Source organism: Tateyamaria omphalii (assembly GCF_019802125.1).
Classification (GTDB): Bacteria; Pseudomonadota; Alphaproteobacteria; order Rhodobacterales; family Rhodobacteraceae; genus Tateyamaria; species Tateyamaria omphalii_B.
The window spans coordinates 1-21,226 of record NZ_JAHVHT010000002.1 but is presented as its reverse complement, the minus strand read 5'-3'; the positions used below and the strand labels follow the sequence as shown (position 1 = coordinate 21,226).

Sequence of the window (21,226 nt, the reverse complement as noted above, 5' to 3'; positions counted from 1 at the left end):
GCTTTGCCTCACGACACCCACCCGCCCTGCGCCTTCTTACCCGTCGTCCAATTGCCGGAACAGCGCGACCGTCAGCGCGGCCAGCACCGTGACCGACAGTGTCATCGCAAGCATGAGGTCGCCGGTCAGCAGCATCGTGGCCCCCGCGCAGAGCGTCAGAACGAAGATGCAGAGCAGCAGTGTTTGCCCCAGGCGCGACTGTGTCCGGCGCGGCGGTTCGCGTGCCGGTGTTGCGACATACACATCGTCGGCGTCCGGTATCGCCTCGAACAGCTTGGCCTTTTCCGCTGCCAGATCGACAGCACTCAATTCACCCCGCGCGTGCGCGGCATCGAGACGACGGATGTCGTCCAGAATCGCGGTCATAGATCCCACTCCATTTACCCAGGGCCAGTCTGCCATGGGCACGGGCGGGAAATGTGGCAAAGCGCGGAAAACCGGGATGATGGTAAAGGGCGCGTTCACCATGCGCCGGGCAGGAGGAATGGCATAATGTTCTATCGTGAGGCGGGCGATTTTTCGACCACATATCCGCAGGATAGCCAGACCTTCCCGATCAAGTTCGACCGGTATCGCTACTATGTCGTGCTGGCGGTGGCCGTGTTGGTCATGCCCTTTGTCATGACGGATTATCTGGTCAATTCGATCTTTCTGCCGTTTTTGATCTACGCGATCGCGGCCATTGGGTTGAACATCCTGACTGGCTATTGCGGGCAGGTTTCGCTGGGGACAGGCGGGTTCATGGCTGTAGGGGCTTATGCCTGCTACAAGCTGATGACGGCCTTTCCGGATGTGAACATCTTTTTTCACGTGATCCTCGCCGGAGGCATCACGGCGGCGGTGGGCACGCTGTTTGGCCTACCGTCCCTGCGGATCAAGGGGTTCTATCTGGCCGTGGCGACGCTGGCGGCGCAGTTCTTCCTCGTCTGGCTCTTCAACAAGGTGTCGTGGTTTTACAACTACTCCGCTTCTGGCCAGATCAACGCGCCGGAGCGTACGGTGTTCGGCATCGAAGTGACTGGTCCGAACACAGAGGCGTGGGCCACCTACCTGTTCTGTTTGGTGTTCACTGTGGGGGCTGCAATTCTTGCCCGCAACCTGACGCGCGGATCGATTGGGCGTGAGTGGATGGCGATCCGTGACATGGATATCGCGGCCGAGATCATTGGGGTGAACCCGCTGAAGGCCAAGCTGACCGCCTTTGCCGTGTCGTCCTTCTTTGTGGGCGTGTCCGGCGCCCTGTTCTTTGCCGTCTACCTGGGTGCGGTCGAGGTGGGTGAGGTGTTCGGCATCACCAAATCGTTCCTTGTGCTCTTCATGATCATCATCGGCGGTTTGGGCTCCATCTTCGGGTCCTTTGCCGGGGCGGCGTTCCTTGTCGTCTTGCCCGTGGTGCTCAAGATCGTCGGCGTGGACATGTTCGGGTGGCCCACTGACATCGTGGCGCATTTCCAACTGGTCATCGTGGGCGGGCTGATCATCATGTTCCTGATCCTTGAACCGCACGGGCTGGCGCAGCTGTGGCGCGTGGCCAAGGAGAAACTGAGATTGTGGCCGTTCCCGCACTAGGGACGCCACCAACAATGGCGGGGTGAACCCCGCCCTACGGATGGGCCGGATGGCTCGCATCGGATAACCATTAGGGAGGAAATACCGATGAAATACAAACTAGGCACCTATGCCGTCGCAGCCATGATGGCGGCAAGCCCGGTGATGGCGGACCTCGTGTTCCCAAGCCTGAGCTACCGGACTGGCCCATATGCGGCGGGGGGCATCCCCTTTGCTGACGGCTATGCCGACTACTTCACCCTGCTGAACGAGCGTGACGGCGGCATCGGCGGGGTCGCGACCCGCGTGCTGGAATGCGAGACGGGCTACAACACCGAGAAGGGTGTGGAATGCTACGAGTCGACCAAGGGTGAAGGCAGCCTTGTCTATCAACCGCTGTCGACGGGCATCACCTACCAGCTGATCCCCAAGACCACGGCGGACAACATTCCCATGCATACCATGGGCTATGGCCGGACCTCTGCCGCCAACGGCCAAGTGTTCAGCCACACGTTCAATTACCCTGCCAACTACTGGAATGGCGCGTCGGGAGCGATCAACTACCTGATGAGCCAGGGCGACATCGCGGGTAAGAAGATCGCGCTCGTCTACCACAACTCCGCCTATGGCAAGGAGCCGATCCGCACGCTCGAAGAGCTGTCGGAAAAGCACGGCTTTGAGCTGATGCTGGTGGCCGTGGATCACCCCGGTCAGGAGCAGAAATCGCAGTGGCTGCAAATCCGCCGTGAGCGTCCCGACAATGTCATCATGTATGGCTGGGGCGTGATGAATCAGGTGGCGATCCAGGAAGCGGCCAACATCCGCTATCCGATGGAGAACTTCATCGGCATCTGGTGGTCCGGTTCTGAAAACGACGTGTTGCCTGCGGGTGACGCGGCGAACGGCTACAAGGCGCTGACATTCCACGGCGTGGGCAGTGATTTCCCCGTCTTTGATGACATCCAGCAATATGTCGTGGATGCGGGCAAGGCCGCGGGTGCCGGCGACCAGATCGGTACGGTGCTTTATAACCGTGGCCTTTATGCCGCGATGCTGGCGGCCGAGGCGGCCAAAACCGCGCAGGAAATCCATGGCACGGCCGAGATCACGCCAGCCATGATGCGCGACGGTATGGAAGCGTTGGAGATCACCGAAGCCAAGATGACCGAACTGGGTCTGCCGGGCTTTGGTCCGTCCTTCAACGTGTCGTGTGAAAACCACGGTGGTCCCGGCCTGATCGGCATGACGCAGTGGGACGCATCCGCGGGCACATGGTCACTGATCTCTGAATTCTCGGCCACGGACATGGAAGTGATCCAGCCGCTGATCGACGAGGACAGCGCGTCCTACGCCAGCGAGAACAACATCGAAGCGGGCTGCTAAGCCCCACGACCCGGCGGCAGCACCTGTTGCCGCCGGGGATTTGCATATTTTTGGAACAATGAAGGTGGCCCATGCTGGATGCCGAGGTTCAGACCGAGACCGTTCTTGAGGTCAACAATATCGAGGTGATCTACAACCACGTGATCCTCGTGTTGAAAGGCGTGAGCCTGAAGGTGCCGAAGCGTGGCATCACCGCGCTGCTGGGTGGCAATGGCGCGGGCAAGACCACGACGCTCAAGGCGATTTCGGGTTTGTTGGCGAGCGAGCGCGGTGAGGTGACCAAGGGGTCGATCACCTATCACGGGGCCAATACGGCCGAGATGGATCCCGCCGATCTGGTGAAACGCGGCGTCGTGCAGGTGATGGAGGGGCGGCATTGCTTCGAACACCTGACGGTCGAGGAAAATCTGATGACCGGCGCTTATACCCGTTCGGATGGCAAGGGTGCGATCGCTGCTGATCTTGAGATGGTCTATGACTATTTCCCTCGGCTGAAGGAGCGGCGGAAGTCGCAGGCGGGCTATACCTCGGGCGGGGAGCAGCAGATGACGGCGATTGGCCGGGCGCTGATGTCGAAGCCCGAGACGATTTTGCTGGATGAGCCGTCGATGGGGCTGGCCCCTCAGCTGGTCGAACAGATCTTTGGCATCGTGAAATCGGTGAACGAGAATGAGGGCGTGACCTTCCTTCTGGCCGAGCAGAACACGAACGTCGCCCTGCGCTTTGCGCATTATGGCTACATTCTGGAAAGCGGGCGCGTGGTGATGGACGGCCCTGCCGCAGAGCTGCGCGAGAACCCGGATGTAAAGGAATTCTACCTCGGCATGTCGGACGAAGGGCGCAAGTCCTTCCGCGATGTGCGGAGCTACCGCCGCCGCAAACGTTGGCTGAGCTAAGGGAGTTTTGGCATGAAACGATTTGTTTTGACTGCAATCGCCCTCTTGATGGCGGGCAATGCCTTGGCACAGGACATCGCGCGCGAGGAAATCCGCCGCACTGCCGTGCCGGGATCGGACACCATGGAAGTGGTTGTGTTCCGCCTGACCGTGCCAGTAGGGGCCACCATTCCGTTGCACACCCATCCGGGCGATGAACACACGGTGGTTGTCACAGACGCGCGTGCCGAAGCGCCCAATGGCAACATTGTCGAGTTCGCCGTCGGAACGCCGCTCTATTTCCCCGAAGGACAGGTGCATGGCGGTCTGACCAATGTGGGTGACGCGCCGATGGTTGCAATCACCACCTTTGTCGTGCGCAAGGGTGAACCGCTCACCGTTCTGGCCAACTGACATGGACAAGGTCGCCTGCCGCACCCCCGCCGAAGGGCGCGATGGGGTCACGAGCATTCCCACGTGGAAGTTCGACGCAGTGCGCGGTGCGATCCTTGGGGCGTTGGAAGAGGGGCCGATACTTTACAAAGACCTCAACACAGCGGTGCAGGCGCGGCTGGATGACCAGACCCTCGCCGATCTGGGCAAGCTCGGCTGGCACGTGGTGACGGTCAAACTGGAAATGGAAGTGCGGGGCGAGATCGAACGCCTCGATGTCAAAGGTCCGCAACAGATCAGGGCGGTATGAAAGAGATGTTGGACAAAGTGTATTACGACGATCTGGAAACCCGCTCGTCCGACGCGCGCCATGCGGCGCAGCTTGAGGCGGTGAACGCCAATCTGGCGCGCATAGCAGCGGCCGAAGGCAACTGCCTCCCCGAGATCGGCAAGCTGAAATACATCGATGACCTCGCCCATTTGCCGGTTCTGCGCAAATCCGAACTGGCAAAGTGGCAGGCTGAAAAACCGCCATTTGGTGGCATCCCGGTGTCGAACATTGCCCATGTGTTCCAATCCCCCGGTCCCATCTATGAACCGGGCGGGGTCAGCCACGATTGGTGGCGCATGGGCCGCTTCCTGCATGCTGCCGGTTTCGGGCCAGGTGATATTGTGCAGAATTGCTTTGGTTATCACCTTACGCCTGCCGGTATGATCTTCGAAAACGGTGCGCGGGCGGTTGGTGCGACTGTCTTGCCCGCCGGGACGGGGCAAACCGAATTACAGGTCCAAGCGGCGCGCGACGTCGGCACCACCGCCTATGCAGGCACGCCCGACTATCTGAAGATCATCCTCGACAAGGCCGAAGAGATGGGCGTGACGCTCAAGATCACGAAGGCGGCGGTTGGCGGTGGTGCCCTCTTCCCCTCGCTGCGTCAGGAGTACAAGGACCGCGGCATCACCTGCATGCAGTCCTATGCGACAGCGGATCTGGGCAACATCGCCTATGAGTCCCCCGCGCTCGAAGGGATGATCGTGGACGAAGGCGTGATCGTCGAAATCGTCACCCCCGGCACCGGCGACCCAGTCGCGCCAGGCGAGGTGGGCGAAGTCGTCGTCACCTCCCTCAACCCCGACTACCCGCTGATCCGCTTCGCCACCGGCGACATGAGTGCCGTGCTGCCCGGCCACAGCCCCTGCGGCCGCACCAACATGCGCATCAAGGGTTGGATGGGCCGCGCCGACCAGACGACCAAGATCAAGGGGATGTTCGTGCGCCCGGAACAGGTCGCGGCGCTGGTCGCTAAGCACGATGAAGTCACCCGCGCCCGCGTCATCGCCACCCGGCAGGGTGAACAGGACGCCATGACGGTCCAGATCGAAAGCCCGTGCGACACGACCGAAACCTACGCGCAGTCCGTGATCGACACACTCAAACTCAAGGGCACGATCGAGATCCATGCACCCGGCTCCCTGCCCAAAGACGGGCTCGTGATCGAAGACCAGCGCAGCTACGACTGATCCTTCATCTTGCCAGATAAACTCCGGGGGGAGGCGCAGCCGGGGGGCTGGCCCCCCTCCATCACCAGCCATCCCGCACAGGCCTCGTAAGGCGGAGGTGTCCTCCGCCCATCCAGACACTGGAAACCCGAGCGAAAACATAAGATAACGCCAAAGGTCCAGAAACGGGAACACACGTGGCGCTTACCTCTTTCTTTCAGTCCGACGCCCCGCGCAGCGCGGTGCCGCGCGCGCTGCCGGTGCTTGGCTGGATCGTTGCGCTCATCTGTCTGCTGCCCATGGTGGCCGTAGGCGTGGCAGCGGCCACGGGCGGGACGGACACGGTACAGCACCTCATCGGCACCGTACTTGGGCGCTACACGGGCAACACGCTGCTCCTCGTTGCATTGGTGTCGGTCGGCACTTTCGCCATCGGCACGGGGGCGGCCTGGCTCGTGACCATGACGCGGTTCCCCGGCGTGCGGCTGTTCGAGATTGCGCTGGTCCTACCGCTCGCCTTCCCGGCCTATGTGCTGGCCTACGCCTACACGCATATCCTCGACCACCCCGGCATCGTGCAAACCACGCTGCGGAGTATCATGGGCTGGGGACCACGCGACTATTGGTTCCCGGAGATTCGCTCGCTCGGCGGTGCCGCCGCCATGCTGGTCCTCGTCCTCTACCCTTACGTCTACCTTCTCAGCCGCGCCGCCTTCATCCAGCAAAGTGGCTCGACCTTCATGGCGGCGCGGGCACTGGGCTCTCGCCCACTCTCGGCGTTCTTCCGGGTCAGCCTGCCACTCGCGCGACCGGCCATCGCGGCGGGCGTTCTGCTGGCGGTGATGGAGGCGATCGCCGACTTCGGCACCGTCGCCTATTTCGGGGTCCAGACCTTTGCCACCGGCATCTACACCAGCTGGTTCTCGATGGGCGACCGGGCCGGGGCGGCGCAACTGGCGCTCTGCCTGCTCTCTTTTGCGCTTCTGCTCGCGGTGTTGGAGCGGACGCAAAGGGGACAGGCCAAATACCATGACCCCAGCCGGGGCCAGCGCCACCACCCGCCCCTGACGCTCACGGGCTGGTACGCGGCCGGCGCCATCGCGCTTTGCACCGTGCCGGTCTTCTTCGGGGCTGTCTTCCCGATCATCGCGCTTTTCAACATGGGCATTGGGTCCGAGCAGGACCTGCTGAGCACCCGCTACCTCGGCTTCATACGCAACTCCCTGGTGCTTGCCTCGACGGCGGCAGGGCTGACGCTCGTGGCGGCGATCACTGTGGGCTACTACCTGCGCAGCCGTCCCGGACGGTCTTCGACCATCGCCGCCTATATCGCGCGGCTTGGATACGCTGTGCCTGGCGGTGTCATTGCGGTGGGCCTGCTCGTGCCCTTCGCCGCGTTCGACAATGCGCTCGATGCCTGGATGCGCAGCACCTTCGACATCTCCACCGGGCTGCTGATCACCGGCTCCATCTGGCTCCTCGTCTTTGCCTACATGGTCCGCTTCCTGGCTGCCGCTCTCGGCGCTTACGAAGGTGGGCAGGCGCTGGTCCACGCGAATATGGACGCGGCCAGCCGATCACTGGGCAAAGGGCCCTTCGCCACCCTGCGCAGGGTTCACCTCCCGATCCTGACGCCAAGCCTGCTGACGGCATTGCTGATCGTCTTTGTCGATGTGATGAAAGAACTGCCCGCAACGCTGATCATGCGGCCCTTCAACTACGACACGCTGGCGGTGCAGGCCTATCGCCTCGCCTCGGACGAACGGTTGAATGGTGCCGCGGTGCCCAGCCTTGTGATCGTGGCCGTGGGCTTGCTGCCGGTGATCCTGATCTGCCGCCAGGTCGGGCGGCGCTAACGCTTCAATCCAATTGGACGGAGTGATTTCAGCCCGAGGCTGTTTGCGCTGAAATCATATTGACAATTATAATGTCAAAATGACATGTATATTGTCATTATGCAGAACGATGAGCTTTATCAGATCGTCTGGATGTCCCGCCCGTTGATGCAGGCGGCCGAAGCTGCCGTCGAACGCGGGCTGGCGGACACCGACCTGACCGTCCGGATGAGGGCGGTGCTGGAGGTGTTGCACGCAGAGGGCGACATGACCGTGCCCGACATCGCGGCGCATTTGGACATCAAGCGTCAGTATGTGCAGGTCATGGTCAACGAAACACTTGCCTCCGGCCTGACGCGGCAATGTCCGAATCCCCGGCACAAACGGTCGCCGCTTCTGGCCCTGACGGACACGGGGCGCGCCCTGATCGCGCAGGTGATCGAGCGGGAAATGGCGCTTGTGCAGACCATCGGTGCCGACCTGCCGTCAGCCGACGTATCGACCGCGCTGCGCGTTGTGCGGATGCTCACGGAACGGCTCAGGAAAGAGGGCGCTGAGATATGACACTCGTGGGATATATCGTGGCAGCATTCGCACTGGGCTCAGTTCTTTGGCTGGGCAACGGCATTCACCGCATCGGCGCCATCAGTCAGGGCGATCCCATCGGGAACCGGCCCCAGACGGCGGTGCTGCTGATCGATCTGCAAACCGTGTTCTGGGATCACGGCCCCTATTCTGATGAGGCCAAGGCACAGGCCGAAGCCACCATTCTGAACGAAGTGGCCGAAGCCAAGGCGCAAGGAATGCCTGTCATCGCGGTACGCCAGGAATGGTCCATCCCATCAACCAAGGCCATCGCCCGCCTGCTGATGAAAGGGCAGGCGGTGGCTGGCACGCCGGGCACCGAGCTGGCTGCACCTTTTGACGATCTTGCCGACCATGTTCTGGTCAAACGGGTGCAGGATTCATTCGAAACGGGCGCGCTGGAGCCCCTGCTGGCGGAGCTCAATGTCGGGCGGCTCCGGATTGTCGGGCTCGACTTGAACTACTGCGTCCTGAAAACGGCACTTGCGGCGCGTCAGCGCGGCTATGAGGTCGGGGTCATCACGGAAGGCACGCTTGCGGCCGCACCAACGGCCAAGTCGCAGGATCGTCTCAATGCTGCAGGTGTCGCGCTGCGGTAAAACGCCCGCGCTACGACAGGCAGTTTGCCAGCCGCACCGTCGCCATTCCCGACGCATCAAATGCAGCGGCCTGTCCGTCAGCCCTTAGAACGGCGCCAGCCATTTCCGAACCATCCACGGTGATCTGCCGGGTGCTTGTCGTGTCGTCGATGTCCACGGTAAAGGCCCAGGTCGCGCCGGGCCGAACCTCGTCGAGCGACAGCGACAACAGCGTATCACCATCCGTCACTTCAGAGGTGCTGGCAGCGCCCGACACCCATTCAAGCGGCTGGAATACCTCGACCCCTGCGCCCGCCGCCGTGGTGTCAAAGATCAACCCAGCCGGTGCCGCGCCAAGGTCGATCTGCACGTCGAGCCGGTCCAGCGCACAGGCTCCATCATAGCTGAGCGTGAAGCGGTCTTTTGGGGCGCCATCGCGAAAGCTGACCGTCAAGTCTGCAACAGCGGCGGAGGGGATAAGAACCGAAAGGGCAAGAAGGATGGCGCGCATGGGGCAGGTCTCCGATCAAACAAGATGTTTTTGACCTAGCTTGCTTCGCGCGCCCGGCAACCGACCGCACCCCGTCGGGCACGAGGGTGCCGCGCCACGGGTTAAAATGCGCTACCACACCGCACGATGCGGCAGCGCCTTGGTTTCGTTGCAGTTTCAGACAGCGATGAAGATCGCGTGACCTGACCGAACAGCGTGTCCCCGCGGGGACAAATACCGTTCACGCGTCCTTGGACCCGATCTTGTCCTGCGTTTGCGTGTCGAAATCGGACGCATCATGGCGATTGTGAAGCTGCATTTCCGGCTCCCCAAACGCCCGGTTCACCATCCGCCCGCGCAAGGTCGCGGGCCGCTCGTCGATCTTCTTGGCCCACGCCAGCACGTTGGTATAGCTCTCCACATCCAGGAACTCTGCCGCGCTGTAGAGACGGCCCAGGCAAAGCTGCCCGTACCACGGCCAGATCGCCATGTCGGCGATGGTATACTCGTCCCCCGCGATGAACGGCTTCTCCGCCAGTTCACGGTCCAGCACATCCAGCTGCCGCTTGCTCTCCATGGCGTAGCGGTTGATGGGGTATTCGTATTTCTCAGGCGCGTAGGCATAGAAGTGACCGAACCCGCCGCCGAGGAACGGGGCCGACCCCATCTGCCACATCAGCCAGTTGAGCGTTTCCGTCCGGGCGGGGCCGGAGGCAGGGAGGAACTTGCCGAACTTCTCGGCAAGGTGGATCAGGATGGACCCACTTTCGAAGACACGCAGCTCCTTGTCGCCAGAGCGATCGATCAGCGCGGGGATCTTGGAGTTTGGGTTGGCACTCACAAAGCCCGAGCCGAATTGGTCGCCTTCGCCGATGTCCACCAGCCAGGCGTCATATTCTGCGTCGCTGATGCCCGCGGCCAGCAGCTCTTCGAACAGCATCGTGACCTTCACGCCATTGGGGGTCGCGAGCGAGTAAAGCTGAAAGGGATGCTTGCCGACCGGCAGCTCCTTGTCATGCGTGGGTCCGGCGATGGGCCGGTTGATCGAGGCGAACTTGCCCCCGGACTCTGCGTCCCATGTCCATTTGGCGGGGGGCGTGTAGGTGGGATCGCTCATATCTGGGCCTTTCGCATTTCATGTATCGCCCGAACCTATGCGACACGGCAGGGGTGACAAGGGCTGCCGCTGTGCCGTGATGCACAGGCTTCAGTCAGGTAACAGTGTCGAGAGCATCGGATGCGGAAAGCTGCGTTGGGTCGTGACGGCATAGAACGTGTCGGTGATGCCGGTGTTGAACGGTGCCGTGACGAGTTGCCCGGACGCGATCTCATCAGCCAGCACGATGTCAGGCGCAAGGGCGAGGCCGACGCCTTCGCGTGCAAGCAGGCGCACCATCGCCATGTCGTCCACATCCGCGATGATGCGCGGTTGCAGGCCAAGCCGCGCTGTAAGGCGGTTGAACCCGGTCCGGATCGCGCTTTCTGTAGGTACGATCACGGGTTCAGAGGACAGCAGGGTTTGCAATGATCCATGCCGCATCCGGTCCGGCGTGCCATGCAGGCTGACGACATGACCGGCAAGGCGATGCGCGATGAAGTCGGAGCCGGCAGCGCTGGTGGGCGCATCCGTGGTCAGAACGACATCAAGCGCAAGTTCTTCCAGGGACCGCAACAAGGGGGTGTTCTGACCCGACTTCAGAACGATGTCGACCTCTGGATGATCCAGAATGGGGCGCAGGAACTGCATCTGGAAGTTGCGCGACAGGGTCGAGAGCGCACCGACGCGGAGGGGCGGGGCATGGGCGGCGCTGCGGTTCAGCGTCTCGATCAGTTCCTGCCCGGTGCCAAAGATGCGGTCGGCGTGGTCAAGGGCGATGCGTCCGACCTCGGTCAGCTTCAGCTGACGGCCCACACGTTCAAAAAGGTTATGGCCCAGCCGTGCCTCCAACGCCTTGATTTGCGTGGATAAAGCGGATTGCGACAGGTTCAGCTTTTCAGCGGCACGGGTCAGGTTGCCCTCATGCGCGACGGCACGGAAATAGCGGAGGTGGTGATAATTCAGCGTATCCATACATTCAGAATATAGAACGATAGGGAGCAATAGTTATATTTTTTATCCACTGGCCGCGCCGCTACATGCTGCTCCAACCCCAAGGAGAGGCGTGTCATGGATATCATCACCGAGATTGTTACGACCATTCTGGCGCAATTGCAGAAGCCGACGCTCGCCTTTCTGATCGGGGGGATGGTGCTGGCCGCTTTGGGTAGCAAGTTCGAGATCCCCGAACCGATTTACAAATTCATCGTCGTCTTGCTGCTGCTCAAAGTGGGGATCGGTGCAGGCATCTCTGTCCGCGAGGCGAATTTCATGGAGCTGGCGGTGCCTGCGCTACTGGCGGCCGCACTCGGCATTGCCATTGTCGTTCTGGGGCGCTTCACGCTGTCCAAGTGGCGGGGCGTGTCGCAGTTGGACGCCACGGCCACGGTCGGGCTGTTCGGGGCGGTGTCCGCATCGACCCTCGCGGCGGGCATGGCGGTACTGGATGATGAAGGCATTGCCTATGAAGGGTTCATCGGCGCGCTTTATCCGTTCATGGATGTTGCGGCCCTTGTGACCGCCATCGTGCTGGCGCGGCTGGCGGCTGCGCGGAAGGCAGCAGCCGCGAATGTGCAGGGCGGCACCATAGCCATGGGTGGCGGAGGAACAGGTGGCCCGGCGGTCGAACAGGGTCTGATCAAGGGCATCTTGGTCGACACGATGCGGTCGCCTGCCATTTCTGCCCTACTTTTGGGCTTGGCGCTGGGCCTCTTTGCGCGGCCTGAATCGGTCTATGCCAGCTTTTACGAGCCGCTGTTCCGGGGACTGCTGTCCGTGCTGATGCTGATCATGGGGATCGAGGCATGGTCGCGGCTGTCGGAGCTGAAGGGCGTGGCGCATGCGTACCTGTTCTACGGGATCACGGCCCCTCTGGTGCATGGTGCGCTGGGCTTTGGTGCAGGTCTGATCGCGCACCATCTGACCGGCTTCTCGGCAGGCGGTGTGGTGTTGCTGGCGATCATGGCGGCGTCGAGCTCTGACATCTCTGGCCCACCCACGATGCGCGCGGCGCTGCCCGAGGCGAACCCGTCGGCCTATGTGGGGACGTCCACCGGGCTGGGCACGCCGGTGGCTATTCTGAGCATCCCGCTGTTCATGGCGCTGGCGGATTACTTCATCGGGTTCTAGTGCCCTAACTTGACCTTCTGATATATATGTTTCATATATGAACCGTATATCATCGAAAGGATCACGACATGGGACTGGTCAAGATTGATGAAGGGCTGCACGAGGAGATCCGGCGCGCCAGTTCGGTCATGTGCCGGTCCATCAACGCGCAGGCGGAGTTCTGGATGAAGATCGGTATGCTGGCCGAAGCAAACCCGACGATGGCCTTTACCGACATTGTGAAGATGCAGCTCGCACAGGCTGACGCGCAGCCTGACGTGGATGTTGCCTCTTGAGCGCGGATGTTCAGGCAGAGATCGCGGCGTTCTTTGGCGACTATGTCGGCGCGTTTGATCGGGAGGATGCCGACGCTTTGTCAGAGTTGTGGGATGAGGTCGGCCTTTTTCCGTCGCCCACCGGGAACTTTGCGATGGAGCGCGGCGCCTTCCGTGATCACTGCGTCGGCCTGATGGAGTTCTATCGCAAGCAAGGCGTCGTGGAGCCGAAAGGCGAGCTGCTGGCAGTCGAAACGCTCTTCCCGGACGTCGCACAGGCGCGCATGGCGTATCGGATGCTTGGAAAGGATGGCGAGGTCATCGCTGCTTGGGAGCATGTCTATATCCTGCGCAAGACTGCGGGGCGTTGGCGGGTGTCATTGACGATTGCGGATGACGAGATGGCGGCGTGGACCGCGAAGGGTGCTGGGTTTTAAGTGCCTGCACGGAATCAAGCCGAAGGCGCCGTGCATTGCCAGACCGCCCCCCGGGCTGGCGATTTGATTGGTCTGGGCGCGTCCTTCTGAGCGAAGATGTGCTTGGCTGACATAAAGTGAATCGAACTGGCCTTGGATCGCCACCCCGCGGTCTGGCAATGCACGCCTCAGGTTTTGCATTGGTGTTCAAGCTGCCGAGGGTGGCGGTGCAACGCGACCGCTCCAACGAAAAAAGCCGCCCCGGATGGAGCGGCTTTTTCAATCTGTATCGCTGTGACCTTAGCCTTGGCGGGCTTTAAACCGGCGCTGCGTCTTGTTGATGACGTACACGCGGCCCTTGCGGCGCACGACGCGGCAATCACGGTGCCGGTTCTTGAGCGAACGGAGCGAGTTGCGAACCTTCATGGCGCTTCTTCCTCATGTTTCATGGCGCGAAGCAGCGCCGGGTTGCAGTTTAGCGCATCTGCGCTGGTGTAGATGCCGTGCGGGTTGCCCCGGTTGGCGAAATGGATGGTGGGCGATACAAGGATCGAACTTGTGACCCCTTCGATGTCAACGAAGTGCTCTACCGCTGAGCTAATCGCCCACTCTGACCGTCCCGAATTGCCTGCCCACAGACCTGTGGGCGCGGGAATCCGCGCCGGGTGAGGGGGCGTATAAAAGGAGTCGATCAGAGGATCAAGGGCTTTTGGCTTTCCCACTTCTCGGGCTATGTTGGACGCCAGAGGAGGGGCCATGCCAAAGGTCGCATACGAAGTTCTGCACCCGGAGCGCCGCACGTCGTGCGTCGTGTTTGCATCGCCCCATTCGGGTCGCGACTACCCGTGGAGTTTCCTGCGTCGGACCATGCTCGATGAAAAGACGATCCGCTCGTCCGAGGACGCGTTTGTCGACAAGCTCTTTGACATGGCACCGCAATACGGCGCCCCCTTGCTCAAGGCCGGCGCGCCCCGGGCCTTTGTCGATCTGAACCGCAGCGCGGATGAGCTTGACCCCGCCCTGATCGAAGGGGTCCGCCGCCAAGGGCACAATCCCCGCATTGCAAGCGGTCTGGGCGTGATCCCCCGTGTGGTCGCGAATGGCCGGGTGATCTATCGCGGGAAGCTGCCGATGCGCGAGGCCGAGCGGCGCATTGATCTTTATTGGCGGCCTTATCACGCCATTCTGCAAAAGCTGCTGGATGGGGCGCATCAGCATCATGGGCTGACCGTTCTGATTGATTGCCATTCTATGCCGCATGAAGCGATGGACGGCATTGCACAGGGCGCACGCAAACGGCCCGATGTGGTTCTGGGGGACCGGTTCGGTGCCGCTGCCGGGGCCGAGATCGTGGACATGGTCGAGGCGGCCTTTGCCGCGGCCGGCTTTACGGTTGCACGCAATGCGCCTTTTGCAGGGGCCTATATTACGCAGGCCTATGGTCGTCCGTCCCGCCACCAGCATGCGGTGCAGGTGGAGATTGATCGCTCCCTCTACATGAACGAACGCACGGTGACGCCGAACGCGGATTTCGATGATGTGCGGGACCGACTACGCACGGTTGTGTCCGAGCTGTCGACAGTTGGTCAGAGCCGGATGCCGCTGGCTGCTGAGTAGCACTCAGCGCAGGGCGCGCCCTTTCACAATTGCATCCTGCCCGAAGCGGTCCCGGATGGCATCGGCGGCGCGCTCGGCCTCGCCCCTTTGCCGTGCGCCGGGATCGAGCAGGTCACCGGAAGCCTGTACGCTGTCCGCATCCACAAGGTCGGAGATCCCGCAGCCGAGGAGGCGGTACGGCCCCTCATCCCCCACCTGATCGAACAACCCGCGTGCCGTGCGGTAGATCGTGTCGGCCAGTTGCGCGGGGTCGCGCAGGGACACGCGGCGGGTCAGGGACGAATGGTCGTGACGTTTCAGTTTGAGCGTCACGACGCGGCCTGCGATCCCCTTGGCTTTTGCCCGGCTCGCCACCTTGTCCGCCATACGCCAGAGGTGACCGTCGAGGATGTCGGGATCGTTCGTATCCTCGCCAAAGGTGGTTTCGTTGCTGATGGATTTCATGGGCGCGTTGCGGGTCACGCGCCGGGCGTCCTTGCCCCGTGCAAGGTTCCACAGCCGGTCGCCCATTGATCCGAAGCGGGCCACGAGGTCGGTCTGCTCCCATCGCAGAAGGTCGGCGAAGGTGCGGATCCCTGCCTTCTCCAGCGACTGCTGGGCGGCGGGGCCGATGCCCCAGATCAGGCGCACGGGTTTGTTGCGGAGGAAGTCGGTCGTCTCGGCCGCGCCGATGATCGAAAATCCGTGCGGTTTTTCGAGGTCGGAAGCGACCTTGGCCAGGAACTTGTTGTGCGAGAGGCCGATGGAACCGGTCAGGCCCAACTCGTCCCGCATCCGTTTGACCAGCCGCGCCAGCATCACCGCCGGGGGTGCGCCATGCAGGCGGGCGGTGCCGGTGAGATCAAGGAACGCCTCATCCAGCGACAGGGGTTCAATGGCGGGGGTCAGCTCCTCCATCATGACGCGGATCGCGCGGGAGGCTTCGACATAGGCGTCCATGCGCGGCTTGATCACCACGGCGTCGGGGCAGAGCTTGAGCGCCTGGAACATTGGCATGGCCGACCGCACGCCGCGGATGCGGGCCACGTAGCAGGCCGTGGACACCACGCCGCGTCGCCCGCCGCCGATGATCACTGGCTTGCCCTCAAGGCTTGGATCATCCCGCTTTTCCACCGAGGCGTAGAACGCATCGCAGTCCATATGCGCGATCGACAGATCGAACAGCTCGGGATGGCTGACCACGCGCGGCGCATTGCAGGACGGGCAGCGGTTTCCCGCTGCAAAGGTGGTCAGGCAATCACGGCATAGGCTGGGCATGGGGTGGCTTTGTGGCTAGTCCTGTCGATGTAGCAAATCGACAAAGGATTGAACATGGGCAGACGGATCACCGGAGCGAAGCTGGCCCTGTTTGTCGGCGACCGCCTTGCGACCATGCTGCGGGATGACGATCCGAATATCAAATGGCCGAACTACTGGGATTTGCCTGGTGGCGGATGGGAAAATGGCGAGACGCCGCTGCAATGTGCCCTGCGCGAGACACGGGAAGAATTGAACCTGACGCTCGATCCCGGGCTCGTGCGCTGGGGCCGTGACTATGCCGCCACCAGCGGCAAAATCACTTGGTTTTTCGCAGCGCATGTGCCCGAAGAAACCGCACGTGACATCGTGCTGGGGGATGAGGGACAAGCGTGGGAGCTGATGGACGTGCAGACCTTTCTGGACCACGAGATGGTCGTGCCATTGTTCAAGCCGCGCTTGCGTGACTACCTAGCTGGCGTACGGTCTGCCGAGTTTTAGGGGGCCTTACATAAAGCCCCCCGCGCTAAGCGGGGGGAGGTGACGAACCTCAGGAAGAGCCGGTTCGTCGGGGAGTATCACCTAGGGTAAACTACCACCATTGCGGGAGTTTTCCGAGTACGGATTTCCTGACCGGCCAATATACGGTGGTCCGTTGCCGAAATGGCACAACTTATTGATCCACATAAGCGTCAGTTTCTGTGGACGAGTCTAAAAACTGGCGCGTTGTCAGTGGTTTGGAGATTGTGCCTGCGGACTAAGCATTTCTGCCAAAATTGCTTCGGCGCACGCTTTTGGGTTCGGAGATTTCCAGATGGGACGCCCCACGACGATGTGGTCGACGCCGCTGGCGATGGCATTTGCGGGTGTTGCGACTCGCTTCTGATCACCCAGATCGGACCCGGCAGGCCGCACACCCGGGGTCACGATCAGCCGATTCTCCGCCTCTGGCAGCACCCGGATCATGGCCGCCTCGTGCGGGGAAGCGATGACGCCGTCGGCCCCGGCCGCGAATGCGCGACCGGCCCGTTCACTGACCAGATCACCGATGTCGCCCGCTTGGATCAGGCTGTCATCCAGGTCCTGACGGTCGAGCGACGTCAGGATCGTGACGGCGAGGATTTTCAGGTTGCTGCCTGCCGCCCCTTCCTTGGCCGCGCGGACCACATGCGGATCACCATGAACGGTCAGGAAATCCAGATCGAATTGCGCAAGGCCCCGCACCGCAGCCTCGACGGTCGCGCCGATGTCGAACAGTTTCATGTCCAGGAAAATACGTTTGCCGCGTTCCTGTTTCAGCTCGTTGGCCAGCGCCAGACCACCCCCCGTGAGCATCCCCAGCCCGATCTTGTAGAAGCTGACGCTGTCGCCGAGCCGGTCGGCCAGTTCCAGTCCTGCCACCGCATGTGGCACATCCATCGCCACGATCAACCTGTCATCTGCCATGTTCTGCCCCTCGCGCTTGGCCTGGGCCGGGTGTAGGGCAGGTGTCGGCGGAAAAAAAGCCCGGATGCGCGTGGCATCCGGGCCAGTATCAGAGACTTAGCAGGCAGGCACCCGTCTCTGTCTTGGTTTCGTCGTGGAGCATGGCGCGGGGGACAGAAAAGCGCGATGCGGGTCCAGCGACGAAACGAGGGAACTCAGGCTGCGCGCGGGCGCAGCGTTGCGAACTTGTCGATTGTCATGCGACGCAGACCGGCCAGTCTGTTCGGGCGGCGCGGCGCGCGTGCTGCGGGGAGATGTGCCGCATTTGACCGCCCGTGCGTGTGGCGGCGCATGGCTTGCGTCGCGAGCCCTGCGGCGGCGTCTTCAAATTCCATGGTAATGGGTGCGTCGATGGCGCAAGCGTAGCTGTGTGCTCCGTCCGTGTCGTGTACGGTCACGAGAGCTTCGAAAGACTGCGTGGCGGCGTTGTAAATCACATCGCTCAGTTGCAACGGAACAGTCTGCATTTTGGTCACCTACATGTTGTGGTTCTGCTCGTATAACTTACGACATGGGTAGCCGGTTCCCGGTTTTCAGGGGGAAAAACCGTCACGGCGATTCACGGAGCCGTGCATTGGCATCGGGATGTTGCGCGCTGATCTGCCTCAAGATTCTGAATTTGTTAACTTTTTCTTTACGGCGGCGTATGGATATTCCAGCGATGAGTAAGCCATTGAATCGGCACGTTTTTGCTGAAAAATGTGAGGTGTCCGTATGGTTGTGAAGCAAATATGTGAGTTTGACGGACTATTTGACCGCGCGCGTATACCCGGAAAATCGCGCCGATTTTCGACCTGTGGCACTTGTGCAACGCACCGCTCTTACCCATCTGTGATCCATAGGCCCGATGGCCCGTGTGCCTCCGAGAGGGCGCGGGCTAAACTGGGCGCTGAAAAGGAGAAATGACCCATGGACTTGTCCAAGTTCACGGAGCGGTCGCGCGGCTTTGTCCAAGCGGCCCAAACGATTGCAACCCGCGAAAGCCACCAGCGGCTTGCCCCCGAACACTTGCTGAAAGCGTTGATGGATGACGAGCAGGGCCTCGCCTCCAACCTGATCACGCGTGCGGGTGGTGACCCATCGCGCGTGTTGGTCCATGTGGACCAGACGCTGGCCAAGATGCCCAAGGTGACGGGCGATGCCGCGCAGGTCTACCTGGACAACGCGACCGCCAAGGTGCTGGCCGAGGCCGAGGCGCTGGCCAAGAAAGCAGGCGACAGTTTTGTGCCGGTCGAACGGGTGTTGATGGCGCTTGGCATGGTCAAATCCGGTGCCAAGGATGCGCTTGAGGCGGGCAAGGTGAACCCGCAGGCTCTGAATTCTGCCATCAATGACATCCGCAAGGGCCGCACGGCCGACAGTGCTAGTGCCGAAGAAGGCTATGACGCGCTGAAGAAATACGCGATGGATCTGACCGAGCGGGCCGAGGCGGGCAAGATCGATCCCATCATTGGCCGCGACGAGGAAATCCGCCGCGCCATGCAGGTGCTGAGCCGTCGGACCAAGAACAACCCGGTGCTGATCGGTGAGCCGGGTGTGGGTAAGACCGCGATTGCCGAGGGTCTGGCCCTGCGCATCGTGAATGGTGACGTGCCCGAAAGCCTGCGCAACAAGCGGTTGCTGGCTTTGGACATGGGCGCGCTGATCGCGGGTGCGAAATATCGCGGTGAGTTCGAAGAGCGGCTGAAGGCGGTTCTGACCGAAGTGACCGAAGCCGCGGGCGAGATCATCCTGTTCATCGACGAGATGCACACCCTTGTAGGTGCGGGCAAGACGGATGGCGCGATGGACGCGGCCAACCTGATCAAGCCGGCCTTGGCGCGCGGTGAGTTGCACTGTGTGGGTGCCACGACCCTCGATGAATACCGCAAGTATGTTGAGAAGGACGCGGCCCTCGCCCGTCGTTTCCAGCCGGTGATGATTGCCGAGCCGACGGTTGAGGATACGATCAGCATCCTGCGCGGGATCAAGGAGAAGTACGAGTTGCACCACGGCGTGCGCGTATCGGACTCTGCATTGGTGACGGCGGCTACGCTCTCGCATCGCTACATCACGGACCGTTTCCTGCCCGACAAGGCCATCGACCTTGTCGATGAGGCCGCGAGCCGGTTGCGGATGGAAGTGGACTCCAAGCCTGAGGAACTCGATGCACTCGACCGTCAGATCCTGCAGATGCAGATCGAGGTGGAAGCCCTGCGGCTTGAGGACGATCAGGCGTCGAAAGACCGTCTCGAGACGCTGGAGAAGGATCTCGCCGACCTGCAGGAGCGCAGCGCCGAGATGACGGCGCAATGGCAGGGCGAGCGGGACAAGCTGGCCTCTGCCCGTGACATCAAGGAGCAGTTGGATCATGCACGCGCGGCGCTCGACATCGCCAAGCGCGAGGGCAACCTCGCGAAGGCGGGTGAGCTGTCCTATGGCGTGATTCCGGATCTGGAGCGTAAACTTTCCGAGGCAGAGGGCGCCGAGACGGATGCCATGGTGGCAGAAGCCGTGCGCCCTGAGCAGATCGCGAGCGTGGTTGAACGCTGGACCGGTATTCCGACGTCCAAGATGCTGGAAGGCGAGCGTGAGAAGCTCTTGCGCATGGAAGAGCAGTTGCACAACCGGGTGATTGGGCAGGACAGTGCCGTGCGTGCGGTAGCCAATGCCGTGCGCCGCGCGCGGGCGGGGTTGAATGATGAGAACCGGCCGTTGGGGTCTTTCCTGTTTCTCGGGCCGACCGGCGTGGGCAAGACCGAGCTGACCAAGGCTGTGGCGGAGTTCCTGTTTGACGATGACAGCGCGATGGTTCGCATCGACATGTCGGAGTTCATGGAAAAGCATGCGGTGGCGCGGCTGATCGGGGCACCTCCGGGCTATGTGGGCTATGATGAGGGGGGCGTGCTGACCGAAGCGGTGCGGCGCCGGCCCTATCAGGTGGTGCTGTTTGATGAGGTCGAGAAGGCGCATCCGGACGTGTTCAACGTGTTGCTTCAGGTTCTGGATGATGGGGTTCTGACGGATGGTCAGGGGCGGACTGTGGATTTCAAGCAGACGCTGATTATCCTCACCTCAAATTTGGGTGCCCAGGCGCTCAGCCAGCTGCCGGACGGGGCGGATGCGTCTCAGGCGCGGCGGGATGTGATGGACGCGGTGCGGGCGCATTTCCGGCCTGAATTCCTGAACCGTCTGGATGAGACCATCATCTTTGATCGGCTGGCGCGCGGGGATATGGACGGGATCGTGGACATCCAGATGGCCCGGCTTCTCAAAAGGTTGGCGGCCCGGAAAATCGATCTGTCGCTGGATGAGGCGGCCAAGACCTGGCTGGCGGATGAGGGGTATGACCCGGTTTTCGGGGCGCGGCCCTTGAAAAGGGTGATCCAATCGGCGCTTCAGAACCCGCTGGCGGAGATGCTTTTGGCCGGGGATATCAAGGATGGAGAGACCGTGGAGGTGACGGCTGGGCCTGATGGGCTGCTGATTGGGGACCGGGTTTCGGGGACCAATCGGCCCCGGCCCGAGGATGCGGTCGTGCATTGATTTTCATGGGCCCCGGATGGGGCCGTTCCCTGGGTGTCCCACGCTGGGACACCCCACGCCCCCATAGACTTCAATGGGTTACAGAGGGGGACTTAGGATTTGTTAGGGTTTTGGGTTGTCGTGCTATTCCCAGACTACTGCTTTTGACGGACTGCAGCCCAAAGCATGCGTAATTGGGCTGACCCTGAACTGAGGTCGAGCTCCCGATAGGATCACAGGGCATCTGTGAACATGGGAGAATTCGAATGGAGTATTATGCTGGCTTGGATGTATCGCTGCG

The 21,226-nt window shown here is 61.8% G+C and carries 23 protein-coding genes and 1 tRNA gene; 15 read left to right on the top strand and 9 right to left on the bottom strand.

Annotated elements, in window-relative coordinates; all coding sequences use genetic code 11:
- Nucleotides 1–36 precede the first annotated feature (36 nt).
- A complete protein-coding gene (locus tag KUV51_RS09070) occupies nucleotides 37–366 on the bottom strand; it encodes an SHOCT domain-containing protein (protein WP_222521321.1) in 330 nt (109 codons plus the stop codon).
- 126 nt (nucleotides 367–492) lie between these two features.
- On the opposite strand from KUV51_RS09070, the gene KUV51_RS09065 reads away from it, so the two are divergent.
- The 9 genes from KUV51_RS09065 to KUV51_RS09025 all read left to right on the top strand — a co-directional run bounded on the left by KUV51_RS09065 (nucleotide 493) and on the right by KUV51_RS09025 (nucleotide 8,718).
- Nucleotides 493–1,569, top strand: a complete 1,077-nt coding sequence (locus tag KUV51_RS09065) for a branched-chain amino acid ABC transporter permease (RefSeq protein WP_222521320.1) — start codon at nucleotides 493–495, stop codon at nucleotides 1,567–1,569.
- Between the two features lie 87 nt (nucleotides 1,570–1,656).
- Nucleotides 1,657–2,931 (top strand): ABC transporter substrate-binding protein, encoded by a 1,275-nt coding sequence (locus KUV51_RS09060; RefSeq protein WP_222521319.1) that lies wholly within the window; start codon nucleotides 1,657–1,659, stop codon nucleotides 2,929–2,931.
- A 71-nt stretch (nucleotides 2,932–3,002) separates the two neighbouring features.
- Complete coding sequence (locus KUV51_RS09055) at nucleotides 3,003–3,827, top strand: ABC transporter ATP-binding protein (RefSeq protein WP_222521318.1); 825 nt, start codon at nucleotides 3,003–3,005, stop codon at nucleotides 3,825–3,827.
- Nucleotides 3,828–3,839: 12 nt separating this feature from the next.
- Nucleotides 3,840–4,220 carry a cupin domain-containing protein gene (locus KUV51_RS09050; RefSeq protein WP_222521317.1) on the top strand — a complete coding sequence of 127 codons (381 nt, stop codon included), beginning with the start codon at nucleotides 3,840–3,842 and terminating at the stop codon, nucleotides 4,218–4,220.
- Nucleotide 4,221: 1 nt separating this feature from the next.
- Nucleotides 4,222–4,509 (top strand): DUF6958 family protein, encoded by a 288-nt coding sequence (locus tag KUV51_RS09045; RefSeq protein WP_222521316.1) that lies wholly within the window; start codon nucleotides 4,222–4,224, stop codon nucleotides 4,507–4,509.
- Nucleotides 4,510–4,514: 5 nt separating this feature from the next.
- A complete protein-coding gene (locus KUV51_RS09040; protein ID WP_222521315.1) occupies nucleotides 4,515–5,720 on the top strand; it encodes a phenylacetate--CoA ligase family protein in 1,206 nt (401 codons plus the stop codon).
- Nucleotides 5,721–5,941: 221 nt separating this feature from the next.
- Nucleotides 5,942–7,555, top strand: a complete 1,614-nt coding sequence (locus KUV51_RS09035; RefSeq protein ID WP_315898825.1) for an iron ABC transporter permease — start codon at nucleotides 5,942–5,944, stop codon at nucleotides 7,553–7,555.
- Nucleotides 7,556–7,639: 84 nt separating this feature from the next.
- Entirely contained in the window at nucleotides 7,640–8,098 is a 459-nt protein-coding gene (locus KUV51_RS09030; protein ID WP_261385754.1) for a MarR family winged helix-turn-helix transcriptional regulator, read from the top strand.
- The gene (locus KUV51_RS09025; protein ID WP_222521314.1) at nucleotides 8,095–8,718 is read left to right on the top strand and encodes a cysteine hydrolase family protein; all 624 of its coding nucleotides are present in this window, start codon (nucleotides 8,095–8,097) and stop codon (nucleotides 8,716–8,718) included. The genes KUV51_RS09030 and KUV51_RS09025 overlap by 4 nt, the downstream gene beginning before the upstream one ends.
- Nucleotides 8,719–8,728: 10 nt before the next feature.
- On the opposite strand, the gene KUV51_RS09020 is transcribed toward KUV51_RS09025, so the two are convergent.
- From KUV51_RS09020 to KUV51_RS09010, 3 genes are all read right to left on the bottom strand, one after another.
- A complete protein-coding gene (locus tag KUV51_RS09020) occupies nucleotides 8,729–9,208 on the bottom strand; it encodes an aggregation factor core (RefSeq protein WP_222521313.1) in 480 nt (159 codons plus the stop codon).
- A 220-nt stretch (nucleotides 9,209–9,428) separates the two neighbouring features.
- Nucleotides 9,429–10,304: a glutathione-dependent disulfide-bond oxidoreductase gene (gene yghU, locus KUV51_RS09015; protein WP_222521312.1), complete on the bottom strand. Its 876-nt coding sequence runs from the start codon at nucleotides 10,302–10,304 to the stop codon at nucleotides 9,429–9,431.
- A gap of 90 nt (nucleotides 10,305–10,394) precedes the next feature.
- Nucleotides 10,395–11,258: a LysR family transcriptional regulator gene (locus tag KUV51_RS09010; RefSeq protein WP_222521311.1), complete on the bottom strand. Its 864-nt coding sequence runs from the start codon at nucleotides 11,256–11,258 to the stop codon at nucleotides 10,395–10,397.
- A 96-nt stretch (nucleotides 11,259–11,354) separates the two neighbouring features.
- Here KUV51_RS09010 and KUV51_RS09005 point away from each other — a divergent pair, with 96 nt between their 5' ends.
- The 3 genes from KUV51_RS09005 (at nucleotide 11,355) to KUV51_RS08995 (ending at nucleotide 13,104) form a co-directional block, all read left to right on the top strand.
- Nucleotides 11,355–12,413 carry a sodium-dependent bicarbonate transport family permease gene (locus KUV51_RS09005; protein WP_222521310.1) on the top strand — a complete coding sequence of 353 codons (1,059 nt, stop codon included), beginning with the start codon at nucleotides 11,355–11,357 and terminating at the stop codon, nucleotides 12,411–12,413.
- Nucleotides 12,414–12,481: 68 nt separating this feature from the next.
- Complete coding sequence (locus tag KUV51_RS09000; protein WP_222521309.1) at nucleotides 12,482–12,688, top strand: ParD-like family protein; 207 nt, start codon at nucleotides 12,482–12,484, stop codon at nucleotides 12,686–12,688.
- Nucleotides 12,685–13,104: a DUF4440 domain-containing protein gene (locus KUV51_RS08995; RefSeq protein ID WP_222521308.1), complete on the top strand. Its 420-nt coding sequence runs from the start codon at nucleotides 12,685–12,687 to the stop codon at nucleotides 13,102–13,104. The genes KUV51_RS09000 and KUV51_RS08995 overlap by 4 nt, the downstream gene beginning before the upstream one ends.
- A gap of 279 nt (nucleotides 13,105–13,383) precedes the next feature.
- Here KUV51_RS08995 and ykgO read toward each other — a convergent pair whose 3' ends face one another.
- Both ykgO and KUV51_RS08985 read right to left on the bottom strand, forming a co-directional pair.
- Nucleotides 13,384–13,509, bottom strand: a complete 126-nt coding sequence (gene ykgO / locus KUV51_RS08990) for a type B 50S ribosomal protein L36 (protein WP_005850168.1) — start codon at nucleotides 13,507–13,509, stop codon at nucleotides 13,384–13,386.
- Between the two features lie 106 nt (nucleotides 13,510–13,615).
- Nucleotides 13,616–13,690 (bottom strand) — tRNA-Val (locus KUV51_RS08985).
- A gap of 149 nt (nucleotides 13,691–13,839) precedes the next feature.
- Here KUV51_RS08985 and KUV51_RS08980 point away from each other — a divergent pair.
- Nucleotides 13,840–14,700, top strand: a complete 861-nt coding sequence (locus tag KUV51_RS08980; RefSeq protein WP_222521307.1) for an N-formylglutamate amidohydrolase — start codon at nucleotides 13,840–13,842, stop codon at nucleotides 14,698–14,700.
- A gap of 3 nt (nucleotides 14,701–14,703) precedes the next feature.
- On the opposite strand, the gene KUV51_RS08975 is transcribed toward KUV51_RS08980, so the two are convergent.
- The gene (locus KUV51_RS08975; RefSeq protein WP_222521306.1) at nucleotides 14,704–15,957 is read right to left on the bottom strand and encodes a DNA polymerase IV; all 1,254 of its coding nucleotides are present in this window, start codon (nucleotides 15,955–15,957) and stop codon (nucleotides 14,704–14,706) included.
- Between the two features lie 54 nt (nucleotides 15,958–16,011).
- On the opposite strand from KUV51_RS08975, the gene KUV51_RS08970 reads away from it, so the two are divergent.
- A complete protein-coding gene (locus tag KUV51_RS08970) occupies nucleotides 16,012–16,437 on the top strand; it encodes an NUDIX hydrolase (RefSeq protein WP_222521305.1) in 426 nt (141 codons plus the stop codon).
- Nucleotides 16,438–16,665: 228 nt separating this feature from the next.
- On the opposite strand, the gene pyrF is transcribed toward KUV51_RS08970, so the two are convergent.
- Together pyrF and KUV51_RS08960 are read right to left on the bottom strand one after the other, a co-directional pair.
- Nucleotides 16,666–17,382: an orotidine-5'-phosphate decarboxylase gene (gene pyrF, locus KUV51_RS08965; protein ID WP_222521304.1), complete on the bottom strand. Its 717-nt coding sequence runs from the start codon at nucleotides 17,380–17,382 to the stop codon at nucleotides 16,666–16,668.
- A 194-nt stretch (nucleotides 17,383–17,576) separates the two neighbouring features.
- Entirely contained in the window at nucleotides 17,577–17,888 is a 312-nt protein-coding gene (locus tag KUV51_RS08960) for an orotidine 5-phosphate decarboxylase (RefSeq protein ID WP_222521303.1), read from the bottom strand.
- 442 nt (nucleotides 17,889–18,330) lie between these two features.
- Between KUV51_RS08960 and clpB the strand changes: the two genes are divergently transcribed.
- A complete protein-coding gene (gene clpB, locus KUV51_RS08955) occupies nucleotides 18,331–20,946 on the top strand; it encodes an ATP-dependent chaperone ClpB (protein WP_222521302.1) in 2,616 nt (871 codons plus the stop codon).
- Nucleotides 20,947–21,226 lie beyond the last annotated feature (280 nt).